Here is a 5,165-nt window from a genome sequence, read left to right on the forward strand (position 1 = left end):
CCGCCAAAGGCGAAGCGGTCGCGACGGCAGTCTTCCGGCGGACGGGCGTGCCTACGAGTCCGCGCAGCAGTGGTGCGATCTCACTGTCGTCGGCGCGGGCCCGCAGGCCCGGCAGGTCCAGGCGCATCGCCACCACGAGCGGATGGTCCGCCGCCACGCCACTGTCGAAGAGCGCCAGCCCGTCCCGGGCCGACAGCGGCAGCACGCCACCGCGCGCCACCCGGGCCAGGTCCGCCTCCGCGAGGTGGCCGGTCACGCCGCTGCGGACCGCCCACAGACCCCAGGCCAGCGCGGTCGCGGGCAGGCCGCGGGCGCGGCGATGCTGAGCCAGTACGTCCAAGAAGGCGTTCGCGGCCGCGTAATTGGCCTGACCGCCGGTGCCGAACACGCCCGCGCCGGAGGAGAACAGCACGAACGCGGAAAGGTCCATGTCGCGGGTGAGCTCGTGCAGATGCCACGCACCGTCCACCTTCGGACGCAGCACCGCGTCGACCCGATCGTGGGTGAGCGATTCGAGCACGCCGTCGTCGACGACGCCCGCGGTGTGCACCACCGCGGTCAGCGGACGATCCGCCGGAATCCCCGCCAGCAGGTCGGCTACGGCGGCCCGATCGCCCACATCGCAGGCGACACCGGTGACGGACACATCGAGGTCGCCGAGATCGGGAATCCGCCCACTTCGACTGGCCAGCAACAGATGCCGGACACCGTGCGCTTCGACAAGGTGCCGCGCGACCAGCCCGGCCAGGCTCCCGCCCGCACCGGTGATCAGGACGGTCCCATCCGGCCGCCAGCTGGCGGCCGGAGGTGCCTTCACCTTGGCCAGCCGCGGCACCAGCACCACATCGCCCCGCACCACGACCTGCGGCGCACCCGACGCGATCGCGGCCGCCACACCGTCCGGGGAATCCACATCGGCGAGCACGAACCGACCCGGGTGCTCGGACTGCGCCGAGCGCACCAGCCCCCACACCGCACCGCCCGCCAGATCGGTCACCTCGTCACCGGGGACCGCGGCAACCGCACCCGTAGTCACCACCATCAACCGCGCCGAGCCCGGCCGATCACCGGCCAGCCACGCGCGCAGCACATCCAGCACCCTGCGCACCATCGCATGGGTGGATTGCGCCGCATCGCCAGGCGCGGGCGCACAGGTGAACACCTCGACAACCTCGTCGCTCGGCGCACCAGCACGCGTCCACTCGACGACATCCAAACCAGCCTCGAACGAATCGTTCGCACCGACCAGCGCGCGCCCGATGACCTCCGGACCGGCCTCGAGCACACCACTCGCACCGACCGGCGACCCTCCGACGACATCCGCGGCCGCCCCCAGCACACCCTTCGCACCGACGGCCGCCGATTCAACGACGTCCTGATCGGGCTCGAGCGAACGGCTTACACCTGCCGTCGTCCCCGTGCTGAGATCCCGATCGGCACCTGACGCACCGGCGAGTGTCCCCTCGGCGACCTCCAGACCGGCATCGCGGGCATCACTTGCCTCCGAAGCAACCGCAGGCGCACCACTCGCGCTACCCGGCGTCCACTCCAAGCCATTGGAATCGGCTACGAGTACAACGCTTGCACCGCTCGGCGTCCATTCAATGACGGCCTCGGGCGCGGTGACGGGCGTCCATTCGATGTGGTACAGCGAATCCGGCTGGGCGAGTGGTTGTTCCGTGGTTATTTCGCGTAGCAGGAGGGATTCGACCGAGACGACGGGGGCGCCGGTTTCGTCGGCCATGTGTACCGCGACGCCGCCGTTGTCGAGGGGGGTTACCTGGACTCGGAGTGTGGTGGCGGCGGTGGCGTGCAGTGTCACGCCGGACCAGGAGAAGGGGAGTTGGGCGCGGCCGTCTTGTTCGGCGGAGGCGTTGAGGCCCAGGACGTGCAGGCCGGCGTCGAAGAGGGCTGGGTGCAGGGCGAAGCTCGGGTTGCCCGGTTCGGGCAGGATTGCCTCGCCGAATACTTCGGTGCCGCGCCGCCATGCGGCGCGCAGGCCACGGAAGGCTGGGCCGTAGCCCATGCCCACGCTGGCGAGGGCGGTGTAGAGGTAGTCGACGTCCAGTTCGGTGGCGTCGGCGGGTGGCCAATCGGTCAGCTCGAACGAGGGTGTTTTCCTTGCCGCCGTGAGGATTCCGGTGGCGTTGCGGGTCCACTCGCCCTCGCGACCGGAATACACCGACAGTGGGCGGCGGCCGGATTCGTCCTCGGCGCCGAGGACCACTTGGAGGTCGACGCCGCCGTGCTCGGGGAGCAGCAGCGGTGCGGCCAGCACCAGTTCCTCCACGGCCGCCGCGCCGACCTGGGCGGCGGCGCGCAGTGCGAGCTCGATGAAGGCGGTGCCGGGTAGCAGTGGCGTTCCCCCGGTGGTGTGGTCGGCGAGCCAGGGGTGGGTTTGCAGGGATAGTCGGCCGGTCAGCAGCAGACCGCCGGATTCGGGCAGGGACACCGTGGCACTCAGCAGCGGATGGTCGGCCGCGGCGAGACCGGCCGCGGCCACATCCGCGATCGCGGCGGGCTCGAGCCAGTAGCGCTCCCGCTGGAACGGGTAGGTCGGCAGGTCGACACGGCGTGCGCCGGTGCCGGCGAACAGCGCTGTCCAGTCCGGGCTGAAGCCGCGCGTATGCAGTTGCGCCACAGCGGTTATCGCCGCTTCCGGCTCGGAGCGCCCCTTACGCAGCGCAGGGGTGAATCCGGCTTCGGGCGCACTGTTCTGGCCCATCGCGGTCAGGGTGCCGTCGGGGCCCAGCTCCAGGAACGTGCGCACACCCAGATCCGCCAGGCATCGCACACCGTCGGCGAACCGGACCGCGTCGCGGACATGCCGCACCCAGTATTCGGCGTCGTAGTCCGCTACCAGCGCACCGGTCACGTTGGACACCACTGGAATTCGCGGCTTGTTGTACGAGAGCCCGGCGGCCACCCGCCGGAACTCCGCCAGCATCGGCTCCATCCGAGCGGAATGGAAGGCGTGGGACACTTTCAGCCGCTTGGCTTTCCGGTCACCAACCACCGCCGGCACCGCATCCTCGTCACCGGACAACACCACCGAATTCGGACCGTTGATCGCGGCGATACTCACCCCGTCGACCAACAGCGGACGCATCTCGTCTTCGGAGGCTTGCACCGCGACCATCACGCCACCGGCCGGCAGCGCCTGCATCAACCGGCCCCGCGCCGTCACCAACACCGCGGCATCTTCCAGCGACAACACCCCGGCGACGTGTGCCGCCGCGAGTTCGCCGATCGAGTGCCCGAGCACGAAATCGGGCCGTAGACCCCAACTCTCGGCGAGCCGGAACAGCCCAACCTCCAGCGCGAACAAGCCCGCCTGCGCGAAATCGGTGCGGTTCGACAACTCAGCGTCCGCACCCCAGATCACCTCCCGCAACGGCAGATCCACCGCCGCGCAGACTTCGCCGAAGGCCGCCGCGAACACCGGGAACGCCGCATGCAGTTCCCGGCCCATACCCAGCCGCTGCGAACCCTGGCCCGAGAACAGAAACGCCAGCTTGCCTTTCACCGGGCTACCGATCGCGACCTCGCCCGCGGACAGCGCGGCCAGCCCCCGCGCCAGCTCATCCCGATCAGCGACGACCAGCATCGCGCGCCGGGTCAGCGCCGCACGAGAGGTGGCCAGCGAGAAAGCGATATCGAGGGGGTCGCGTTCCGCGCCGAGGTCCGCGAGCAGCCGGTCCGCCTGTTCGCGCAATGCGGCATCGGTCTTACCGGACAGCACGAAGGGCAGCGGCGCAAACCTCCTGTCCCCTTGCGCCGCAGCAGTTTCCGCCGCCGGAGCCTGTTCGAGAATGGTGTGCGCGTTCGTGCCGCTGACGCCGAAAGACGACACCGCGGCCCGGCGGGGACGCCCGGTCTCCGGCCAGGCCACCTGCTCGGTCACCAGGTCGATCGCTCCGGCGGTCCAGTCGACCTGCGTGGTCGGCGCGTCCACGTGCAACGTCCGGGGCACCAGACCGTGCCGGATCGCCATGACCATCTTGATGATTCCGCCGACCCCGGCGGCGGCCTGGGTGTGGCCGATATTGGACTTCAGCGAACCCAGCAGCAACGGCCGGTCCATCCGGTCCTGCCCGTAGGTCGCGAGCAGGGCCTGCGCCTCGATCGGATCGCCGAGCACGGTGCCGGTGCCGTGCGCTTCGACGACGTCGATCTCACCGGCGGCCAGCCGCGCGGAGGCCAGCGCCTGCCGGATCACCCGTTCCTGGGACGGGCCGTTGGGCGCGGTGAGCCCGTTCGAAGCCCCGTCCTGGTTCACCGCGGTGCCGCGCACCACGGCCAGCACCGGATGCCCGAGCCGCCGGGCGTCGGACAGGCGCTCGACCAGCAGCATGCCCGCGCCCTCGGACCAGCCGGTGCCGTCCGCGGCCGAGGCGAACGCCTTGCAGCGGCCGTCCGGCGCCAGCCCGCCCTGCCGGGAGAACTCGACGAACAGGCCGGGCGCGGGCATCACGGTCACCCCGCCGGCCAGCGCCATCGCGCACTCCTCCTGCCACAGCGCCTGACAGGCCCAGTGCAGCGCCACCAGCGACGACGAGCACGCGGTGTCCACGGTGACCGCCGGGCCCTCCAGCCCGAAGTTGTAGGCGACTCGACCGGAGATGACGCTGGCCGCGGTCCCGGTCAGCAGATAGCCCTCGACGCCAGCCGGGACGGCGCCGGCGCCATAGCCGGAACCGTTGGCCCCGACGAACACTCCGCACGTGGAGCCGTGCAGCGACTCCGGGTCGATACCGGCCCGTTCGAAGGTCTCCCAGGCGGTTTCCAGCACCAGCCGCTGCTGCGGATCCATCGCGAGCGCTTCGCGCGGGCTGATTCCGAAGAACGCGGCGTCGAATTCGGCTGCGTCGTAGAGGAACCCGCCCTCCCGGGCGTGCGAGGTGTGCTCGAGCGCCGCGAGGTCCCAGCCGCGGTCGCGCGGGAACGCGCCGACCGCGTCCACCCCGGAGCTCACCAGCCGCCACAGGTCCTCCGGCGAGGCGATGCCGCCGGGGTAGCGGCAGCTCATGCCCACGATCGCGATGGGCTCCCGATTCGTCTCCGCCAGTTCACGATTGAGCCGGCGCAGTCGCTCGGTCTCCTTCAGCGACGCCCGGAGCGCGTCTCTGAGCTTTTCGGTGTTCGCGGTCATCTTCTTCTCCACC

At 70.8% G+C, this 5,165-nt stretch carries 1 protein-coding gene (cut by a window edge); it reads right to left on the reverse strand.

Annotated features, from left to right (window positions below; translation table 11 throughout):
* On the reverse strand, nt 1-5,152 hold the 5' portion of the coding sequence (locus tag AB0M14_RS35905) for an SDR family NAD(P)-dependent oxidoreductase (RefSeq protein WP_365004020.1). It extends 6,542 nt beyond the left edge of the window; only the first 5,152 of its 11,694 coding nucleotides appear in the window; the start codon lies at nt 5,150-5,152; its stop codon lies off the left edge, out of view.
* Nucleotides 5,153-5,165: the final 13 nt, after the last annotated feature.

Source organism: Nocardia sp. NPDC051832 (assembly GCF_040681285.1).
In the GTDB taxonomy this organism is placed as follows: Bacteria; Actinomycetota; Actinomycetes; order Mycobacteriales; family Mycobacteriaceae; genus Nocardia.